The organism is Sphingomonas flavalba (genome assembly GCF_047553045.1).
GTDB lineage: Bacteria > Pseudomonadota > Alphaproteobacteria > Sphingomonadales > Sphingomonadaceae > Sphingomonas_L > Sphingomonas_L flavalba_A.
Genome location: NZ_CP180208.1, coordinates 2,740,299 through 2,760,218 on the forward strand (window position 1 = coordinate 2,740,299; position 19,920 = coordinate 2,760,218).

Annotated in this window: 17 protein-coding genes; 11 read left to right on the top strand and 6 right to left on the bottom strand. The window is 67.3% G+C overall.

Annotated features, from left to right (window positions below; all coding sequences use genetic code 11):
* Nucleotides 1–1,038: 1,038 nt before the first annotated feature.
* Both ACMT1E_RS13120 and ACMT1E_RS13125 read right to left on the bottom strand, forming a co-directional pair.
* Nucleotides 1,039–2,298, bottom strand: coding sequence for a NupC/NupG family nucleoside CNT transporter (locus ACMT1E_RS13120; RefSeq protein ID WP_414900786.1), 1,260 nt, complete (start codon nt 2,296–2,298; stop codon nt 1,039–1,041).
* Nucleotides 2,299–2,313: 15 nt separating this feature from the next.
* Nucleotides 2,314–3,615, bottom strand: coding sequence for a thymidine phosphorylase (locus ACMT1E_RS13125; RefSeq protein WP_414900788.1), 1,302 nt, complete (start codon nt 3,613–3,615; stop codon nt 2,314–2,316).
* Between the two features lie 102 nt (nt 3,616–3,717).
* Here ACMT1E_RS13125 and ACMT1E_RS13130 point away from each other — a divergent pair, with 102 nt between their 5' ends.
* From ACMT1E_RS13130 to ACMT1E_RS13170, 9 genes are all read left to right on the top strand, one after another.
* Entirely contained in the window at nt 3,718–4,566 is an 849-nt protein-coding gene (locus ACMT1E_RS13130; protein WP_414900790.1) for a peptidylprolyl isomerase, read from the top strand.
* A gap of 52 nt (nt 4,567–4,618) precedes the next feature.
* Complete coding sequence (locus ACMT1E_RS13135) at nt 4,619–6,559, top strand: S9 family peptidase (RefSeq protein WP_414900792.1); 1,941 nt, start codon at nt 4,619–4,621, stop codon at nt 6,557–6,559.
* Nucleotides 6,560–6,676: 117 nt separating this feature from the next.
* A complete protein-coding gene (locus ACMT1E_RS13140; protein WP_414900793.1) occupies nt 6,677–8,017 on the top strand; it encodes a UDP-glucose dehydrogenase family protein in 1,341 nt (446 codons plus the stop codon).
* A 3-nt stretch (nt 8,018–8,020) separates the two neighbouring features.
* A complete protein-coding gene (gene rfbC / locus ACMT1E_RS13145) occupies nt 8,021–8,587 on the top strand; it encodes a dTDP-4-dehydrorhamnose 3,5-epimerase (RefSeq protein WP_414900794.1) in 567 nt (188 codons plus the stop codon).
* A 5-nt stretch (nt 8,588–8,592) separates the two neighbouring features.
* Entirely contained in the window at nt 8,593–9,651 is a 1,059-nt protein-coding gene (rfbB, locus tag ACMT1E_RS13150) for a dTDP-glucose 4,6-dehydratase (protein WP_414903430.1), read from the top strand.
* A 3-nt stretch (nt 9,652–9,654) separates the two neighbouring features.
* Entirely contained in the window at nt 9,655–10,524 is an 870-nt protein-coding gene (gene rfbD / locus ACMT1E_RS13155) for a dTDP-4-dehydrorhamnose reductase (RefSeq protein ID WP_414900795.1), read from the top strand.
* Nucleotides 10,521–11,396: a glucose-1-phosphate thymidylyltransferase RfbA gene (gene rfbA / locus ACMT1E_RS13160; protein ID WP_414900796.1), complete on the top strand. Its 876-nt coding sequence runs from the start codon at nt 10,521–10,523 to the stop codon at nt 11,394–11,396. Before rfbD ends, rfbA begins: the two co-directional genes overlap by 4 nt.
* The gene (locus ACMT1E_RS13165; protein WP_414900798.1) at nt 11,393–12,850 is read left to right on the top strand and encodes a flippase; all 1,458 of its coding nucleotides are present in this window, start codon (nt 11,393–11,395) and stop codon (nt 12,848–12,850) included. The genes rfbA and ACMT1E_RS13165 overlap by 4 nt, the downstream gene beginning before the upstream one ends.
* Nucleotides 12,847–13,461 (top strand): CatB-related O-acetyltransferase, encoded by a 615-nt coding sequence (locus tag ACMT1E_RS13170; protein ID WP_414900800.1) that lies wholly within the window; start codon nt 12,847–12,849, stop codon nt 13,459–13,461. Before ACMT1E_RS13165 ends, ACMT1E_RS13170 begins: the two co-directional genes overlap by 4 nt.
* Nucleotides 13,462–13,479: 18 nt before the next feature.
* Here ACMT1E_RS13170 and rnk read toward each other — a convergent pair whose 3' ends face one another.
* From rnk to ACMT1E_RS13190, 4 genes are all read right to left on the bottom strand, one after another.
* Entirely contained in the window at nt 13,480–13,893 is a 414-nt protein-coding gene (gene rnk, locus ACMT1E_RS13175) for a nucleoside diphosphate kinase regulator (protein ID WP_414900802.1), read from the bottom strand.
* A gap of 248 nt (nt 13,894–14,141) precedes the next feature.
* Nucleotides 14,142–16,022 carry an ABC-F family ATP-binding cassette domain-containing protein gene (locus ACMT1E_RS13180; protein WP_414900803.1) on the bottom strand — a complete coding sequence of 627 codons (1,881 nt, stop codon included), beginning with the start codon at nt 16,020–16,022 and terminating at the stop codon, nt 14,142–14,144.
* A 9-nt stretch (nt 16,023–16,031) separates the two neighbouring features.
* A complete protein-coding gene (locus tag ACMT1E_RS13185) occupies nt 16,032–16,799 on the bottom strand; it encodes a TlyA family RNA methyltransferase (RefSeq protein ID WP_414900805.1) in 768 nt (255 codons plus the stop codon).
* Between the two features lie 43 nt (nt 16,800–16,842).
* Nucleotides 16,843–17,373 (bottom strand): PEPxxWA-CTERM sorting domain-containing protein, encoded by a 531-nt coding sequence (locus ACMT1E_RS13190; RefSeq protein WP_414900806.1) that lies wholly within the window; start codon nt 17,371–17,373, stop codon nt 16,843–16,845.
* Nucleotides 17,374–17,668: 295 nt separating this feature from the next.
* Between ACMT1E_RS13190 and purC the strand changes: the two genes are divergently transcribed.
* The gene (gene purC / locus ACMT1E_RS13195; RefSeq protein ID WP_414900807.1) at nt 17,669–18,448 is read left to right on the top strand and encodes a phosphoribosylaminoimidazolesuccinocarboxamide synthase; all 780 of its coding nucleotides are present in this window, start codon (nt 17,669–17,671) and stop codon (nt 18,446–18,448) included.
* Between the two features lie 246 nt (nt 18,449–18,694).
* Nucleotides 18,695–19,918: a transferrin-binding protein-like solute binding protein gene (locus ACMT1E_RS13200; RefSeq protein ID WP_414900808.1), complete on the top strand. Its 1,224-nt coding sequence runs from the start codon at nt 18,695–18,697 to the stop codon at nt 19,916–19,918.
* The last annotated feature ends 2 nt before the right edge of the window (nt 19,919–19,920 follow it).

Sequence of the window (19,920 nt, forward strand, 5' to 3'; positions counted from 1 at the left end):
ATCCGGGCTGACGGGCGCAGGTAGGCACGGGGCGGCACATTCATGTAAATGTTGAAGCGGTCACGCCGGGCCTGTCGACAATCACATGATTGTCGCACATGTTTTCAAGGCCGAATTGCCGGCCCGTTTTATCCCGATTTCGATGCCCGAAAAACGCTGTCGGGTTGGACGAATAAGCGACAACCCCAAATGCAGGGTTTTCCGTCGCTTTGTTACGACCGCTATTAACCCGCCGTTCCTTCGAAATCGCTGGGCGGCTTCCCACCAATTTTTTTGCCCCCTTCGCCGCCGCCGTGTGGTCACAAATACAATTTCCATCCGCTATCACTATACCCCCCGGCGTGCGCTGGGGTGATATCGGCTAGAAATTGCATTTCTGACCACACCGGCACGGTGGCGAAGATAGATGTCCGTGAATGGTGGATTGCAGACATACGCGATCTCGGCTCTAAGCCGATGTATTGAACGACATGGCGCTTAGGGATCGGCTGTGATCAACGCTGAAATCTTGGAACGAGCAAGACTGCTGAACGACGCCACCGTAACGCTATATGATTGGATGGCGGATGATGTTCGAGATGGTCGTAATCTAGTTGCCACAGATCGAAATGGCGTAGAACTCTGGCGAGCTAAGCCGGTCTTTCACGGTGATGCCACCCGACAAGATTGCTTCACGGCAATACGCTGGGACGGAATCAACCTCACGGCCCATACATGGTCCTGCTACAAAGTGGCCGTTGACGCTGACAGCGGCGAGATCTCAGTTCTAGAGTTTACGAAATAGCGCGCCGACTGGCCACGTCCGTTATGGGGGCGAATACCGCCATATGCTTTGGCGCGGCGGGACAAGCCTCGCTCTCCCCGTGTCGGGCCGAGCGACTGGCGAGCGAACCCGAGCGGGATCGCCAACTGTGGTCAACGATACAATGTCCGCCGGCTATCGCTGCGTCGCCCAGCGTATGCTGAGATCTCCCTTCCCAGTCTCCCTTCGCAAGACGGGCGGATTCCGGCTTTCGCCGGAATGACGGATTGGTTCCGCTACGGCGCCAGCAACAGCCCGGCGAAGGCCGCGCTCATCAGGTTGGCGAGCGACCCCGCCGCCAGCGCCTTCAGCCCCAGCCGGGCGATCACCGGGCGCTGGTTGGGCGCCAGGCTGCCGGTCACCGCCATCTGGATCGCGATCGAGCTGAAATTGGCGAAGCCGCATAGTGCGAAGGTGACGACCGCCACCGTGTGCGGCGCGAGGCCGGACTGGATCGCGCCCAGGTCGATATAGGCGACGAATTCGTTGAGCACGATCTTCTCGCCGAACAGGCCGCCGGCCTTCAGCGCCTCGTCCCACGGCACGTTGAGCAGGTACATGACCGGCGCGAACACATAGCCGAGCAGGCCCTGGAAGGTGATGTCGTGCGGCGTGAACCAGTGGCCGACGCCGGTCAGTATGCCGTTGGCCAGCGCGACGAGGGCGACGAAGGCGAGGACCATCGCGCCGACCGCCACCGCCAGCCGGACGCCGGTCTGCGCGCCCTGCGCCGCTGCCATGATGATGTTGGCCGGCTTCTCTTCCTCATAATGCGCCTCGGACATGACCAGCGCTTCCGCCTCGGCATCCGCCTTGGGGTCGCTCAGCGGTGACGGCGGCACGTCAGGCATGATGATCTTCGCCATCAATATCCCGCCCGGCGCCGACATGAACGACGCGGCGAGCAGATAGTCGATGCGGATGCCCATCGACGCATAGGCGGCAAGAATGGTGCCGGCGACCCCGGCCATGCCCGACGTCATCACCGTGAACAGCTGCGCCTGGGTCAGCCCGGCCAGATAGGGACGGATGACCAGCGGCGATTCGCTCTGGCCGACGAAGATGTTGGCGGCCGCGCACAGCGATTCGACCTTGGACACGCCGATCACCTTCTCGATCGCCCCGCCCAGCCAGCGGATGACGAACTGCATCACCCCCAAATGGTAGAGGATGGCGACCAGCGAGGCGAAGAAGACGATGACCGGCAGCGCCGCGATGGCGAAGCTGGCGCCACCGACTCCGGGCGCCGCCAGCGGCCCGAAGATGAAATCGGTCCCCGCCTTGGCATAGCCGAGCAGGTTGGCGACGCCGCCCGACAGGAATTCCAGCACCGCCCGTCCCCACGGCACATACAGCACGAGGACGGCGACACCGGCCTGCAGCGCGAAGGCGGCGCAGACGACACGCGGGCGGATCGCCCGGCGGTTGGACGACAACAGGCAGGCGATGCCGAGGATCACCAGGATGCCGGCAATGCCGATCAGCCATTTGGTCATGCGCGCCGGCTTCCCCTATCGGCTGCGGATCAGCGCCGCCGGACGGGGCGCTTCGCCACCGACGATAACGGCGTTTTGGAATTCGGCAATCGCGCGCTCGGCCGCAGCTGTGTCGGCGGCATGAACCAGCGCCAGCGGTCGCCCGGCGCCCACGGCTGCGCCCACCGGCGCGACCGCGCTGAACCCGACCGACAGGTCGATCGCATCGGCGATCCGCCGCCGGCCACCGCCAAGGCCGATGATCGCCTCGCCGATCGCCCGCGCATCGACACGCTGGACGACACCGTCAGGCGCCGGCACCGGGCGGACCACCGGCGCCTGCGCCAGGTGCCGCCGCGGCCGCTCGACCAGGTCGGCCGGCCCGCCGTGCAACGCCACCATGCGCTGGAACGCCTCTGCCGCCCGTCCGCTCGCCAGCGCCGCTTCGCAGCGCGCCGCGGCATCGGCCGGGTCGGCAGCGAGGCCGCCCATCACCAGAAGTTCAGAACACAGCGCGATCGTCACCGCATGCAGCCGCGGATCACGCGCGGCGCCGGTCAGATGAGCGATCGCCTCCGCCACCTCCAGCGCATTGCCGGCGCTCGCTCCCAGCACCGATCCCATGTCGGTGACCAGCGCGACTGCCGGCATGCCCATCGCCGCCGCCGCCGCGACGATCGCGTCGCCCAGCGCCCAGGCCTCCGCCCCGTCGCGCATGAACGCGCCCGACCCGGTCTTGATGTCCATGACCAGATGCTGGACCCCCGCCGTTGCCTTCTTCGACAGGATCGAGGCGACGATCAGCGGCGTCGACTCGATCGTCGCGGTCGCGTCGCGGACGGCGTAGAGCAGCCCGTCGGCCGGCGCGATGTCCGGCGTCTGACCGACAATCGCACAGCCCGCCCCGCACACCACCGCGCGAAAACGGTCCGGCCCGCAGAAGGCGTCATAGCCGGGGATCGCCGCCAGCTTGTCGATCGTCCCGCCGGTGTGGCCAAGCCCGCGCCCGGCGACCATCGGCACATAGCCGCCGCACGCGGCGACGATCGGCGCAAGCAGGAAGCTGACCTTGTCGCCGACGCCGCCGGTCGAATGCTTGTCGAGCGCCGGGCCGGGCAGCCCTTCCGCCCGCCAGTCGATGACGGTGCCGGATCGCGCCATCGCACCGGTCAGCGCCGCCGTCTCCCCGGCATCCATGCCGTTCAGGTAGATCGCCATCGCCAGCGCCGCGGCATGCTCGAGCGCGATCGACCGGTCGGCGAGAGCGGCGACAACCGCGTCGATCTGCGGGCGTTCCAGCGCCCGCCCGTCACGCTTAGCGCGAATAATGTCCTGCATGCCCACCGCGTTGCCCTAAACCATTTTTGTTACAGGCGGAATCGCCTGATCGACGCCGTGAGACCCCTTTTCGGGAACCGCTGCCCGTGCCATCCTCCGCCGATGCTGCTCTCCCTCCTCGCCGCCACGGCTGCTGCCGGACTGTCCCCCACAGACATCGTCGCTCAGGCGCCGGCGGAGGCGTGGCGGGACATCGCGCCCGCCGACCTGCTGGTCATGACCCTGGCCGACGGCGGCACGGTGACGATCCAGCTCGCCCCCGGCTGGGCGCCGGTGCACGTCGCCAACATCGCTACCTTCGCCACCGCGCGCTTCTGGGACGGCGCCGGCATCAACCGGGTGCAGGACAATTATGTCGTCCAGTGGGGGGACGCGACGCGAGCCGCGCCCGCCGCCGTCCAGCCGACACCGCCCGCCGAATATCAGCGGCCACTGGCCGGCACCGGTTTCCGTCCCCTCGGCTTTCCCGACGCCTATGCCCGCCAGACCGGCCATGCCGGCGGCTGGCCGGTCGCGACCGATGGCAAGGGCAATGGCTGGCTGGTCCATTGCTACGGCATGGTCGGCGTCGGGCGGGACATGAGCCCGGATACCGGCACCGGGGCGGAGTTGTATGCGGTAATCGGCCACGCGCCGCGCCACCTCGACCGCAACATCGCGCTGGTCGGCCGTGTCATCGATGGCATCGAGCGGCTGAGCGCGCTGCCGCGCGGCACCGACGCGCTCGGCATCTATGCCGATGCCGCACAGCATGTACCGATCGCCAGCATCCGGCGCGGCGATTCGGGCACGACCGCCCCGGCCTGGCAATATCTTGCGACCGACAGCCCTACCTTCGCCGCCTATGCGACCGCCCGCGCCAACCGCCAAGATGCCTTCTTCAACCTGCCCGCCGGCGGCGCCGACATCTGCAACGTCCCGGTGCCGCTGCGCCGCAAGCCGGGCGGCTGATTCGGCACAGCCGGGGTTGCCCGCGCCCGCGATGCCATTATCTGCTCTGGCTATGAGCAGCCCCACCACGCCCCCCACCCCCGCCGCCCCGTTGATCGCCCGCGCCAAGCTGTTCGGCAATCCGAGCCGGGCAATGGGCAGGATCAGCCCGGACGGCGCCTGGCTGAGTTGGTTGGCGCCGCGCGACGGGGTGATGAACGTGTGGATCGCGCCCGTCGGCGACAGCACCGCCGCCCGGCCGATGACCGCCGAGACGGAACGGCCGATCGGCGAATATTTCTGGTCGCCCGACAGCAGCCGCATCCTGTTCGTGCAGGACAAGGGCGGTGACGAGAATTTCCTGCTCTACGGCGTCGATGTCGCCACCGGCGCCGAAACCTGCCTGACCCCGTTCGACAATACCCGCGCGATGGTGGTCGGCACGTCGCACCGCATTCGCGACCGCATTCTCGTCGGCCTCAACAACCGCGACGCGCGCTGGCACGACGTCCACAGCCTCGACCTGACCACCGGTACGCTGACCGAGGTGATCCGTGGCGACGGCTATGCCGGCTTCCTCGCCGACGACAATCTGGATTTGCGGATGGCGCTGCGCCCGAACGCAGACGGCGGTTTCGATTTCTTTCACATCGCGGACGGCGCCGTTGCCGAGGCCCCGTTTGGCACGACGACGCTGGAAGACGCGCTGACCACCCAGCCGGCCGGGTTCACCGCCGACGGCACGACGCTCTACTGGCTCGACAGCCGGGGCCGCAATACCGCCGCACTGATCGCGCAGGACGTGGCGAGCGGCGCGACGCGGATCGTCGCGGAAGACCCGCGCGCCGACATCGGCGCGGTAATGGCGGACCCGGTGACCGGCGTTGTCGATGCCTGGGCCGCCACCTATCTGCGCACCGAATGGACGGCGACGGCACCGGCGGTCGGTGACTCGCTTGCCTTCCTGCGCGACCGGCTGGACGGCGACATCACCGTCACCGCCCGCACCGACGCCGACGACAAATGGACCGTCGCCGTCGATCCGGTGACCGGGCCGCCCGCTGTCTATCTCTATGATCGCGCCCGGAACACGCTCAGCCTGTTCTACGTCAGCCGGCCGGAACTGGCCGACGCGCCGCTGGTCGCGATGCACGCGCTGGAAATCGCCGCCCGCGACGGGCTGACCCTGACCGCCTATCTCAGCCTGCCGCCGGGAAGCGATGCGGATGGCGACGGCGTGCCCGACGCGCCGGTGCCGATGGTGCTGCTGGTCCATGGCGGGCCGTGGGCGCGCGACGGCTATGGCTACAACCCTTACCATCAATGGCTGGCCAATCGTGGCTATGCGGTGCTGTCGGTCAATTTCCGCGGCTCGACCGGCTTCGGCAAGGCGTTCATCAGCGCCGGCGACCGGCAATGGGGCCTGAAGATGCACGACGACCTGATCGACGCGGTCGACTGGGCAGTCGCTGAGGGCATCGCGGCGCGCGACAAGGTGGCGATCATGGGCGGCTCCTATGGCGGCTATGCGACGCTCGCCGGGCTGGCCTTCACCCCGACGGCATTTGCCTGCGGCGTCGACATTGTCGGCCCATCCAACCTGGGAACCCTGCTGAAGACGATTCCGCCCTACTGGACGGCGGGGATCGAGCAGTTCCACCAGCGGATGGGCAACCCGAACACGGCAGAAGGGCTGGAAGCGCTGAAACGTGCATCCCCCCTCTACAGCGCCGAGCGAATCGCCCGTCCGCTGCTGATCGGCCAGGGCGCCAACGACCCACGCGTCAACAAGGCGGAATCGGACCAGATTGTCGCTGCGATGCAGGCGAAGGCGATCCCCGTCACCTATGTCCTGTTCCCCGACGAGGGGCATGGGTTCCACCGGCCGGAAAACAACATCGCCTTCAACGCGATCGCCGAGACGTTTCTCGCCCGCTGCCTGGGCGGCCGCGCCGAATCGGAAGGCGGCGCTATCGCTGCATCGACCGCACAGTTCCTGTCCGGCGGCGAATGACCGCCGCCGCGCGGATTCGCGGTCAGACCGTTCCACAACGGCGGCAATAACCTTGTTTGCGGGTGGCGCCTGTCCACGCGCATCGCTAACGAAGCCGCGCACAGCGATGAGGTTTCCATGAAAATCACCATGATCGGTTCGGGCTATGTCGGGCTGGTTTCCGGCACCTGCTTTTCCGACTTCGGCCACGAAGTGGTGTGCGTCGACAAGGACGAAGCGAAGATCGCCGCGCTGAAGGACGGCCGCATTCCGATTTACGAGCCGGGGCTGGACGCGCTGGTTGCCAGCAACGTCCGCGCCGGGCGGCTGAGCTTCACCACCGACATCAAGGCCGGGGTGGCGGGCGCCGACGCCGTGTTCATCGCGGTCGGCACCCCGTCGCGGCGCGGCGACGGCCATGCCGACCTCAGCTACGTCTTCGCCGCCGCGCGCGAGGTCGCCGAGGCGGTGACCGGACCGACCGTGCTGGTCAACAAGTCGACCGTGCCGGTCGGCACCGGCGACAAGGTCGAAGCGATCGTCGGCGAGGCACGGCCCGATATCGCGATCGCCGTCGTCTCCAACCCGGAATTCCTGCGCGAAGGCGCCGCGATCGAGGATTTCAAGCGCCCCGACCGGATCGTCGTCGGCACCGACGACATCGGCGCGCAGAATGTGATGCGCGAACTGTATCGGCCGCTCTACCTCAACCGCTCGCCGATCCTGTTCACCGGCCGGCGCACGGCGGAACTGATCAAATACGCCGCCAACGCCTTCCTCGCGACCAAGATCACCTTCATCAACGAACTAGCCGACCTGGCCGAAAAGGCCGGCGCCGACATCAAGGACGTGTCGCGCGGCATCGGCCTCGACAACCGCATCGGCGCCAAATTCCTGCACGCCGGGCCGGGCTATGGCGGCTCCTGCTTTCCGAAGGACACGCTGGCACTGCTGCGCACGGCCGAGGAATATGACGTGCCGCTGCGCATCGTCGACGCGACGGTTGCCGCCAACGACCTGCGCAAGGTGGCGATGGGGCACAAGATCATCACGGCGCTGGGCGGCGACGTGAAGGGCAAGCGGATCGGCCTGCTCGGCCTGACCTTCAAGCCCAACACCGACGACATGCGCGACGCGCCGTCGTTGTCGATCGTGCCGGTGCTGCGCGACGCCGGGGCGGAAATCGTCGCCTACGACCCCGAAGGGCATGAAACCGCGAAGGCGGTGCTCGACGGCATCGGCTTCAAGGACAATGCGCTCGCCGCCGCCGAGGGCGCCGATGCATTGGTGATCATCACCGAATGGGATGCGTTCCGCGCCCTCGACCTGCGTCGGATCGCCGCGACAATGCGCAACCCGCTGCTTGTCGACCTGCGCAACATCTATGCACCCGACGATGCCGAGCGTGCCGGCCTTTCCTATGTCGGCATCGGCCGCGGCGCGTCCGGCGACAGCTCGCTCGAACAGGCGAAAGGCTGAGACGTGGCCGTCCTCAAGATCGTCCCACGGCGCTTCGAGGACCCGCGCGGCTGGTTCAGCGAGACCTACAACCAGGCGCGCTACGAGAGTTTCGGCATCGCCGACGCCTTCGTGCAGGATAACCAGTCGCTGTCGCGGCCGGCAGCGACGCTGCGCGGCCTGCATTTCCAGCGGCCGCCGCACGCGCAGGCCAAGCTCGTCCGCTGCCTGCGCGGCCGGATCTGGGACGTCGCCGTCGACATCCGCGCCGGTTCGCCGACGCTAGGCCAGTGGGTGGCGGCGACGCTGACCGCCGACGGCGGAGAACAGCTCTACATCCCGACCGGCTTCGCCCATGGCTTCCTGACGCTGGAGCCAGATTGCGAGGTCGCCTACAAGACGTCGGCGCTCTACGCGCCGGAAAGCGATGCCGGCATCGCCTGGGACGACCCGGCCGTAGCCATCGCCTGGCCGCTGGACGGCGCGGCGCCGCAGCTTTCGGACAAGGACCGGGCGCTGCCCCGGCTAAACGGGATCGAAACCGGTTTCGCCTATGACGGCGTTCCGCTGACCCTGACGGAGTTGTCATGAGTGCGTTGCGTATCCTGGTTACCGGCGGCGCCGGCTTCATCGGCTCGGCGCTGGTCCGCCACCTGATTGCCGAGACGGAGCACAGCGTGCTGAACGTCGACGCGCTGACCTATGCGGGCAATCTTGCCTCGCTGGCACCGGTCGCCGACAGCAACCGCTATCGCTTCGTTCGCGCCGACGTGTGCGATCGCGACAGGATCGCGGCGCTGATCGCCGAATTCCAGCCGCAGATTATCACCCACCTCGCCGCCGAGAGCCATGTCGACCGGTCGATCGACGGCCCGGCGCAGTTCATCCAGACCAATCTCGTCGGCACCTTCACCATGCTGGCGGCGGCGCTCGACCACTGGCGCGGGCTGGACGAAGCCGGCAAGGCGGCATTCCGTTTCCACCACATCTCCACCGACGAGGTGTTCGGCGCGCTCGGTGACGACGGCTATTTCACCGAGGATACCGCCTACGACCCGCGCTCGCCCTATTCGGCATCCAAGGCGGGGTCGGACCATCTGGTCAGCGCCTGGCACCACACCTACGGTCTGCCGACACTGATCACCAACTGCTCGAACAATTACGGTCCGTATCATTTCCCGGAAAAGCTGATCCCACTGGTCATCCTGAAATGCCTGGCCGGGGAATCGCTGCCGGTTTACGGCACCGGCCAGAACGTCCGCGACTGGCTGTATGTCGACGACCATGTCCGCGCGCTGGCGACGGTGTTCGAACGCGGCACGCCGGGCGAAAGCTACATGGTCGGCGGCCATTCGGAACGCACCAACCTGGCGGTGGTCGAGACGATCTGCGACACGCTGGACCGCATCCGCCCGCGCGGCGACGGCGAAAGCTATCGGCGGCAGATCAGCTTCGTCGCCGACCGGCCGGGCCATGACTTCCGCTACGCGATCGACGCGTCGAAGCTGGAACGCGAGCTGGGCTGGCGCCCGCGCGAAAATTTCGAGAGCGGCATCGACCGGACGATCCGCTGGTATCTCGACAACGAGGCATGGTGGCGCCCGATCCAGTCCGGTGCCTATGCCGGTGAGCGGCTCGGCCTGAAGAGCGCCTGAGCCGTGGCGCGCCCGGCGATTTTGGTCACCGGCGGCAGCGGGCAGGTCGGCACCGGCCTGCGCCGGCTGGCCGACCGGTTCGGCGTGACTGTCGTCACGCCCGGCCGCGACACGCTCGACCTGACCGCGCCGGCATCGATCGCGGCGGCGGTCGCCAGCGGCGACTGGGCGGCGATCGTCAACTGCGCCGCCTATACCGCCGTCGACCGTGCCGAAAGCGAGCCGGAGACAGCCCATGCGGTGAACGCCACCGCACCCGCATTGCTGGCAAAAGCGGCGGCGGCGCGTGGCATCCGCCTGATCCACGTTTCCACCGACTATGTTTTCGACGGCAGCAAGCCGACGCCTTACGAAGAGGACGATCCGGTCGCACCGCTCGGCGTCTACGGCGCGTCGAAGGCCGCGGGCGAACAAGCGGTGCGCGCCGCCACGGCCGATCATGTCATCCTCCGCACGGCATGGGTGGTCAGCCCATGGGGCCAGAACTTCGTCAAGACGATGCTGCGCCTCGGCGCCGAGCGGCCGGAGCTGGGCGTCGTATCCGACCAGATCGGCTGCCCGACCTCGGCCGAGGACATCGCCGCCGCGCTGCTACGGATCGCCACGAAGGGCGGGCCGGCCGGCACCTATCATTTCGTCAACGCCGGCGCGGCAAGCTGGTACGACCTGGCGACGGCGGTGTTCGAACGCACCGCCTTCACCCCGGTCGTCCGCCCGATCACCACCGCCGATTACCCAACGCCGGCACGACGGCCGGCCAATTCCCGCCTCGCCACCGCGAAGATCACCCGCGACTATGCTATAGCGCCACGGCCCTGGCGCGAGGCGATCGACACCATCCTCGACGAACTGCTGGAATCGGAAAGCGCATGAAAGGCATCATCCTTGCCGGGGGCAGCGGCACCCGGCTCCACCCGGCGACGCTGGCGATCAACAAGCAGCTCCTGCCGATCTACGACAAGCCGATGATCTATTACCCGATGTCGGTGCTGATGATGGCCGGTATCCGCGAGATACTGATCATCTCGTCGCCCGAATATCTCAACAACTATCAGCGGTTGTTCGGCGATGGCGACCAGTTCGGCCTCAGCATAACCTACGCCGTGCAGCCGCGGCCGGAGGGGCTGGCTCAGGCGTTCCTGATCGGCCGCGATTTTCTCGCCGGCGGCCCAGGCGCGCTGGTGCTGGGCGATAACATCTTCTTCGGCGCGGGTTTGAGTGCGATCCTGAAGCGGGCGCGCGATCGCACAAGCGGCGCCACCATCTTCGCCTATCGGGTCGAGGACCCGCACGCCTATGGCGTGGTCGAACTGGACGCAGGCGGCCGGGCGCTGTCGATCGAGGAAAAGCCGGCTGAACCCAAATCCAACTATGCGGTGACCGGCCTTTATTTCTACGACGAACGGGTCTGCGACCTGGCGGCGCAGGTTCGCCCCTCGGCGCGCGGCGAGCTGGAGATCACCGACCTCAACCGCCTCTATATGGACGCGGGCGAGCTGTACGTCGAGCAGATGAACCGCGGCTATGCCTGGCTGGATACCGGCACCCACGACAGCCTGATCGAGGCGAGTGAATTCGTCCGCACCCTGCAGAAACGGCAGGGGGTCCAGATCGCCAGCCTTGAGGAAATCGCGTTCAAGAACGGCTTCATCGGCCACGACCAGCTCGTCGCGCGCGGCAAGCTGTTCGAAAAGACCGCCTATGGCCGCGCGCTGCTTGATCTGGCGGAGGATGCGCGCGGGTGAGTATCGGCCGCAACACCAACTACAATCTGGTTGGCGCCGCCATCCCGATCGTGTTGGCGTTGGTCACGGTGCCGCTCTACCTGCGGCTGATCGGCGACGACCGCTACGGCGTGCTGTCGATCGCCTGGCTGTTTCTCGGCTATTTCGGCCTGTTCGACCTGGGGCTTGGCCGGGCGACCACCTACCACATCTCCGCCCTGCGAGACGGATCGTCGGCGGAGCGCGCCGACGTGTTCTGGTCGGCGATCATGGTCAACATCGTCATGGGCCTGGTCGGCGCGGCGATCCTGTGGCCGTCCGCCGGCTATTTCTTCGCCCATGTCTTCAAGGTCGACGAGGCGCTGCGACCGGAGATCATGGCCAGCGTGCCGCTGCTCGCCGCCTCGGTGCCGATCGCGACGATGACCGGGGTTTTGACCGGCACGCTGATGGGCCGCGACCGCTTTCTTGAGGTCAATATCCTCTCAGTCACCTCGACCGCGCTATTCCAGATCTTTCCGCTCACCGTCGCCTGGCTGATCGGACCGGACATATGGGGGCTGCTGGCAGCGGCGCTGGCGGCGCGCGCGGTGGCGATCCTGTTCATGTGGGTCCGCTGCCACCAACTGGTGCTGCGCGGCGAGCGCATGCGATTCGACACACGCCGCGCGCGCGAACTTCTCGCCTATGGCGGGTGGGTGACGCTGACCGCCATCTTCGGCCCGGCGCTGGTCATCGTCGACCGCTTCGCGATCGGCGCGATTCTCGGCGCGACGGCGGTCACCGTCTACACCGTGCCGTTCCAGCTCGCCCAGCGCATCGCGATCCTGCCCAACGCGCTGGTCAGCGCGATCTTCCCGCGCCTGCCGACCGCCGCGCCGGAGGAACAGGCCCGCATCTCGTCGACCGCGTTGCTCTCATTGCTCAGCGTGCTCGGCCCGCCGATCATGGTCGCGCTGTTCCTGCTCCATCCGTTCCTCGACCTGTGGATCGGGCCGAAACTCGGCGCCCCGGCGGCGGCGGTCGGCGGTATCATCATCCTGGGGTTCTGGATCAACGCCTTTGCCGTCATCCCCTATAGCCGCCTGCAGGGCACCGGCCGGCCCGACCTGGTGACCAAGCTGCTGCTTGCCCAGATTCCGGTCTATCTGGTCGCGCTCTATTTCGGCATGAAACAGTTCGGGCTGATCGGCTGCGCGGTCGTCTTCACGATCCGCTGCGCCGCCGATTTCATCCTGATGTCGATCGCCGCCGCCGGGCGGCTGGAAAATCAGCGACTGATCGTCGCCAATGCCGCGCTGCTGACCGTTGGCGTCTTCGCCACAGCGTTGCTGTCCTATCACCAGCCGGCCTGGTGGGTGGCAGCGGTGGTGCTGACCGCGGCGATCAGCCTGCTCGGATGGAGGACGATGCCGGCGGAGCTGCACGCCCGGATCGCCGCGCTGCGCCGTTTCGTGCCGGGGAGTGCCGTATGAGATCGTCTTCAGTCGGGCGGCGGCTGACCGCGCTGCTCAACCGCCTGCTCGGCCGGGCGCCGCGCCCCCGCATGCTGGCTGAAGCCTATCCGCAATATCGAATCGGGCGCGGCAGCTATGGCGGCCTGTCGATCGCCGCCTATCCCGGCGACGCCGATCTGGTGATGGGCGCCTATTGCTCGATCGCTGCCAATGTCACCGTGCTGCTCGGCGGCGAGCACCGGACCGACTGGGTCTCCACCTACCCATTTCCCGCCATCCTGCCGGACTATCGGCACATCACGGGCCATCCGCGCACCCGCGGCGATGTCGTCATCGGCAATGACGTGTGGATCGGGCGCGACGCATTGCTCCTGTCGGGAGTGACGATCGGCGACGGCGCGGTTATCGGCGCCCGCGCCGTCGTCACCCGCGACGTGCCCGCTTACGGCATCGTGTCCGGCAATCCCGCGCAGCTTGTCCGGCTACGCTTTTCCGAAGCGGTGATCGCCCGGCTGCTCGACATCGCCTGGTGGCACTGGCCGGAAGACCGGGTGCGTCGCGCCGTGCCCTATCTGCTCGACGACCGGATCGAAGCGTTCATCGCCGCGGTCGATTCGGGTGCCATTTGAGCCGCAGCGCGAGTCCGGTCAGGCGACGTCCACATCCTGCGCGACGCTGAGCACCGTCAGTTCATGGTCGGTGCTGTCACGGCCGGTCCAGCGCATGTTCTGCCCTTCGCTAAGGCCGATCAACGCGACACCGACCGGCGTCAGGATCGACAGGCGGCCGAGCGCGATGTCCGCTTCCTTCGGGAACACCAGCGTCACGGTGCGCTCACGCCCATTCTCGGTGCGGAAAGTGACGCGTGACCCCATCCGCGCGACGGTTTCGGGCAATGCCGAACGCTTGACCACGCGGGCGCGCTGCATTTCCGCCATCAGCACGTCGGCAAGGTCCGGCGCGTTGTCGGCGACGGCATCGGCCAGGGCGCTCAGCCGGTCGTGATCCTCCTCGCACAGGACGATCCGGGGCTTTGTTGGGCTGCGTGACGGAGTCTTCATTGCAATCTGCCTTCTGGCCCGACGGGCGGGAAATAACGGAATAAAGGGTGAAAACCGGAAAAATAGCCCGTTGGGGCGGTGCGCCGGAAAGGCGTGGCTCGGAACCGCGGAACCCGAGCCGGGACTAGAATCCGGCGATCAGATTCTTTCTGGCGAACATTCGCTGGATGTGCCGCGGACCGGTCATGACGGTAAGCATGGCACAAGCCGGCGGCTTGTCAAGAAAACAGCGAGACGGCGAAACCGGCTCAGGCGTCGGCCGGCGCCTCGATCGCTTCCATCGCCTCGACCCAGCGCCGCTCCTCGGCCCCCAGCCGTTTCTCGACATCGGCGCGGCGCTTCATCAGCTCGGTTACCGTGCAGTCGCGCTCGCCCGGCCCGGCGGCGGTCGGGTCGAATAGCGCGCGGTCGATGCGGCTGCGCTCCTCGCTCAATTCGGCGACGGCGCGCTCCGCCCGGCCAGCGGCGGCGCGCAAAGTCCGGTTCCGCTCGCGCGCTTCCGCCGCCGCGCGGCGATCGGCCTTGCGGCCGCCCTTCGCTTTCCCGTCCTCATCAGTGGCGCCGCCGCCGCCCCGGCCCAGCACGAGATCGGTATAGTCTTCGAGCGTACCGGAAAATTCATTGGCCTCACCGCTGTCGACCAGCACCAGCCGGTCGGCGACCAGTTCGATCATGTGCCGGTCATGGCTGACGATGACGACGGCGCCGGCATAGCTGTTCAGCGCCTGGACCAGTGCCTCACGCGAATCGACATCCAGGTGGTTGGTCGGCTCATCGAGGATCAGCAGATTCGGCGCGTCGCGCGTGATCAGCGCCAATGCCAGCCGCGCCCGCTCGCCGCCGGACAGGCTGGCGACGCGCTGAGTCGCCCGGTCGCCCGAAAAACCGAATCGGCCAAGCTGCGCCCGCACCGCCGCTGGCGTCGCCCCCGGCATCTGGCGGGTCATATGTTCCAGCGGGGTGGCGTCGGCGTCCAGTTCCTCGACCTGATACTGGGTGAAATAGCCGACCTTCATCTTGGCCGACGCATTCATCGCGCCTCCCATCGCCGGCAGTTGCGCCGCGAGCAGCCGGGCAAGCGTCGTCTTGCCGTTGCCGTTGCGGCCGAGCAGCGCGACCCGGTCATCCGGGTCGATGCGCAAGTTCAACCTCCGCAACACCGGGGTGGCGCCATAGCCGACCGCCGCCATGTCGAGAGTGATCAGCGGCGGGCGCATTTCCGGCGGGCTGGGAAAGGCGAAGGACAGCGTCGGGTCCTCCAGCGCGGCGGCGATCGGGCGCATCTTCTCCAGCGCCTTCATCCGGCTCTGCGCCTGCTTGGCCTTGCTCGCCTTGGCGCGCCAGCGGTCGACGAAAGCCTGCAGCTTCTCGCGCTCCGCCTGCTGGCGGGCGCGGGCGGCGGACAGTTGAGCCAGCCGCTCGGCACGCTGCCGCTCGAACGCGTCATAGCCGCCGGGATAGAGCGTCACCTTGCCCTGTTCCAGATGCAGGATGTGGTCGACGACCTTGTTCAACAGATCGCGTTCGTGGCTGATGACGATAACGGTCGTCGGATAGTCTTTCAGGAAATTTTCCAGCCACAGCGTCGCCTCAAGGTCGAGGTGGTTCGACGGTTCGTCGAGCAGCAGCAGGTCCGGCCCGGAAAACAGCAACGCGGCAAGCGCGACGCGCATCCGCCAGCCGCCGGAAAAGCTGTCGAGCGGCTGCGCCTGCATCCCTTCGTCGAAACCAAGGCCGACCAGGATGCGCGCCGCCCGCGCCGGCGCACCATAGGCGTCGATCGCGTTCAGCCGCTCGTGAATGTCGCCAAGCCGGTCCGGGTCGACGCAGGTCTCGCTTTCGGCGAGCAGCGCCGCGCGCTCGGTATCGGCGGCCAACACCGTCTCGAACGGCGTGGCGGTGCCGGCGGGCGCATCCTGCGCGATATAGCCGATGCGGGTGTCGCGCGGCATGTCGACCGTGCCGTCGTCCGGGTCGATCTGGCCGATCATCACCTTCATCAGCGTCGATTTGCCGGCGCCATTGCGGCCGATCAGGCCGATCCGGCTGCGCGGCGGCAACGCCGCGGTCGCGCGGTCGATGATGGTGCGGCCGCCAAGCCGCACAGTGATGCCGGTAAGGGTAAGCATCGCGCGCCGCTAGCACAGCGCCGGGCGTTGCTCCACAGGCGGCAGACCGCGATGCGCGGCGATCAGGAATTCGACATTACCCTGCGGGCCGGTGATCGGGCTTTCGACGATGCCGTCGACCTGCCAGCCCTGTGCCGCCACCCAGTCGGCAACCGCGCTGCAGGCGGCGGCGCGCACCGCCGGGTCGCGGACGACGCCGCCCTTGCCGACATCGGCGCGGCCGGCCTCGAACTGCGGCTTGATCAGCGCCATCAGCCGCGCGGGCTGGGCCGCGAAGGTCAGCGGCCGTTCCAGCACCTTGGCGAGGCCGATGAAGCTGGCGTCGCAGACGATCAGGTCGACCGGCTCCGGGATATGGTCGGCGGTCAGCAGCCGGGCGCTGGTGCGTTCGTGGACGATGACGCGCGGGTCCTGACGCAGCTTCCAGGCGAGCTGGTTGGTGCCCGAGTCGACGGCATAGACCCGCGCCGCGCCACGGCTGAGCAACACGTCGGTGAAGCCGCCGGTCGACGAGCCGACGTCGATCGCCACCGCGCCGGCGACGTCCCAGCCGAAATGGCTGAGGCCATGGTCGAGCTTGATGCCGCCGCGCGACACCCAGGGATGATCGCGGCCGCGCACCGACAGGGGGGCGTCGGGCGCGAGCGGCTGGCCGGCCTTTCCGACCAGCTTATCACCTGAATATACCAGCCCGGCGAGGATCAGCGCCTGCGCGCGGGCCCGGCTTTCGGCGAGCGCGCGATCGACAAGCAACTGATCCGCGCGGATTTTTTTCATGACCCCCTGACAAGCTGGCCGGCAAGCCCGGCCCGATCCCCGATCAGGCCGATTCGCCGCGCCGCTTGTAGGTCACCCGCGCGCTGGCGCCGATAATGCCGAAGCCGAGGATAAGCTGCGCCCAGGTCGCCGGTTCCGGCACGCCCGGCGTGACCGGCGGATTGACCGGAGGAACGACGGGCGGTTTAACCGGCGGCGGCACGAACGGGATGCCCGGTGGGACCCACGGCCCCGGCGGCCCCCACGGCCCTGGCCCCGGACCAGGGCCACGCCCCGGATCGCCACCCCCCGGACCGCCGGCAAAGCGTTCCGGCGGCAAATCGGTCAGCGGCGCGATCGAATAGCCGGAGAGCAGGATCGGCGTATCGGCGGGGCATTCCACCTGCGGCGCCGCCGGCTGCGCGGCGGGGCGCACTTTTGGCTTGGCGCGCGCCTTCGGCGCCGGCGCTGTCGCCTTGTGAACAGCCTGGCGCACCTGCGGCACGGAAACGGTCAGCGCCGTGGTGCCCGCGACCGGACACACACAGGCGGCGATCAGCTTCGCCGTGCTGGACGTCAAAGCTTCCTTCAACATGGACTGCGACCCTCCTTACGCATCGATACGACCGGCACCGACAAATGGCCATTTAACAGACCGAAGCCGTTCTTGCCATGTCGTTTACGATGATTCTCCCATGCCACCGATTCGCCTAACCGGCGATGAATGGAGCCCGGCGCGCGGCGACCCGTCGTCAATTGCCTGTCCCCCCTGCTTCCGCTATAGGCCGCTGCGTCCGCCTCGGTACGCGCGCACGGTTCGCCGCGCGTCCGGGGCGTCGTTCGTTTCAAGCGCCGACGCATGCGCGCCGCGCCCGCAGGAGGTCCGCCACATGGCTCGTCGTCGCCAGGTCTACGAAGGCAAGGCCAAGATTCTCTATGAAGGCCCGGAACCCGGCACGCTGATCCAGTATTTCAAGGACGACGCGACGGCGTTCAACGCCCAGAAGAAGGGCACGATCAGCGGCAAGGGCGTGCTGAACAACCGGATTTCCGAGCACATCTTCACCCTGCTCGGCCATATCGGCGTACCGACTCACTTCATCCGCCGGCTGAACATGCGCGAGCAGCTGATCCGCCAGGTCGAAATCGTGCCGATCGAGGTGGTGGTGCGCAACGTCGCCGCCGGCAGCCTGTCGAAGCGGCTGGGGATCGAGGAAGGCACGCCGCTGCCCCGCACGATCATCGAATATTACTATAAGGACGACGCGCTCGGCGATCCGCTGATTTCCGAGGAGCATATCGCCTGTTTCGGCTGGGCCAATCAGGACGAGATGCACGACATCGCCGACATGGCGATCCGCATCAACGACTTCATGTCCGGCCTGTTCGCCGGCATCGGTATCCGTCTGGTCGACTTCAAGCTCGAATTCGGGCGAATCTGGGACAATGACTACAGCCGGCTGATCCTGGCCGACGAAATCAGCCCCGATGGCGCCCGGCTGTGGGACGCGACGACCAACGAAAAGCTCGACAAGGACCGTTTCCGCCGCGACATGGGCGGCGAGGTCGAGGCCTATCAGGAAGTCGCCCGCCGGCTGGGCCTGCTGCCCGAAGGGGTGGACAGCGCCGTCCTCGACATGGAAACCCACCGCAAGCGCCGCGGCAAATAGCCCCGGACCAAGGCCACCCTGCCCCGGCATTCCCCGGCACGGCGTTTCGTGCCGCCGGCGGATTGCGGCCTTTGCGCGGATGACCAGCCCGGTGCTGGCGGCGCGGCGGCGTACCGAAAAACGATGGACCGCGCTTCGTCGCATTCGCGCGCGGCGGCGCGCGTCATTTAGCTCCTTTTAACCATCGTTCGTTACGACCCGGCGGGAGAGCGCGGGCGTTCGCCGTGCGGGCAATGGGGATCTAGCATGCGTATTTGGGCAATTTTGGTCGCGACCACCGCGCTGGCCGCCTGTTCGGGCGGCGGCCCGCAGACCGCGAGCAGTACGCCACCGCCCGCTACCCCCAATCAGGTCCACAGTTTCGTCACCCCGCTGGCCGCCAAGACCTATGTCGGCGTCGGCGGCAGCCAGGTGTTCCAGTATTCCACCGACGACCGCAATTGCTGCGGCCAGCAGGCGCAGACCTTCGCCGGCAACGCGACGAGCGTGCGCAATTCGAGCATCTCGATCGCCTATGACCCGCGCGACGCGATCTTCACCCTGACCGTCACCGACCCGAAATCGGGCGCGGACACCCAGACCCGTTTTCAGGACCCGGCGTCGCGGACCGATTTTTCGGGCACGCTTGAGCCGCAATGGGGCACGCCCAACCTGAACAACCCGAATATCCGCTATCTGCAGGCCGGCGACGGCGACCCGTTGTCGCCCTACCGCGCCAGCGGGACCGGCGCGATCAATCCCGGCGACAACCACAACGCCGCGATCGGCACCGACGGTTCGACCTATCAGGCGACCAGTTTCTTCTACGAAGTGCCGGGGTCGACGACCAAATACGTCACCTATGCCGGTTATGTCCGCAATTCGATGAGCTGGCACAACATCCAGATCGGCACGCAAGACGCGTTCCAGGCGACATGGAAGCTGGAGCGCGGCGCCTTCGCCTATGGTGAAATGACCAACGCCAGCGCGGTGCCGAAAACTGGCAGCGGCAGCTATACCGGCTCGATGCTGGCGACGATGGTCTACAACCCGACCTTCGACGGCGTCTATCAGGGCAGTGCCGTCGCCGAACTGCCGACCTTCTTCCAGTGGATCAGCGGCACGTCGAAGCTGGACGTCGATTTCGGCGCATCAACGCTGACCGCGACGCTGAACGGCACGGTTTTCGCGCCGCAGGTCGACTATTTCACCGATTCCTCCGCCAGCATCCTGCCGGCCGGGACCACCTTTACCGCCAGCGGCACCGGGCGCATCGACCTGGTCAATGCCGGCGGTTTCATCGGCGTGTTCAACAGCGCCGGCTTCACCGCTCCGGGCGGCGGCGACCACCCGGTCGATATCGCCGGATCGAGTCTGGACGGTGCCTTCTATGGCCCGGCGGCCGAGGAAGTCGGTGGCGGCTTCCGTATCGTCGGCGGCACGCCGGACCAGCGGATCGACATACTGGGCGCCTTCACCGGCAAGAAATAACC